At 78.2% G+C, this 238-nt stretch carries 1 protein-coding gene; it reads left to right on the top strand.

Going from position 1 to position 238, the window contains the following annotated elements; all coding sequences use genetic code 11:
* A partial coding sequence (locus tag ACQG3P_RS23280) for a hypothetical protein (protein ID WP_426806364.1) occupies positions 1 to 238 on the top strand: 238 nt, incomplete at both ends.

The raw sequence follows: 238 nt of genomic DNA, 5'->3' as shown, positions 1-238 counted from the left end.
TGGTGAACCTCCACCGCGGTCGCGTTGCCGGCGCTGCGGCGGCGGCCGGAGGGGGGGCCCTTTCGGCCGCCTCGGCCCTGCGCGTGGACCGGGCGTTCGACCTGCTCGATACCGGCACCGGTCGTGGCCCGCCGGGCTGGGCCGTGGCGGCCGGCGCGCTGCTGCGGGTGCAGGGGGCGGCCGGCCTGGAGGCCAGCCTGGATAGCCTGTCGGGCATGGCGCTCATCCTGGCCAACGG

The sequence above is a fragment of the Stenotrophomonas sp. SrG genome, from assembly GCF_050031795.1.
Classification (GTDB): Bacteria; Pseudomonadota; Gammaproteobacteria; order Xanthomonadales; family Xanthomonadaceae; genus Stenotrophomonas; species Stenotrophomonas rhizophila_A.
The sequence above is the reverse complement of the archived record's forward strand: the minus strand, read 5'-3'. Positions and strand labels throughout refer to the sequence as shown.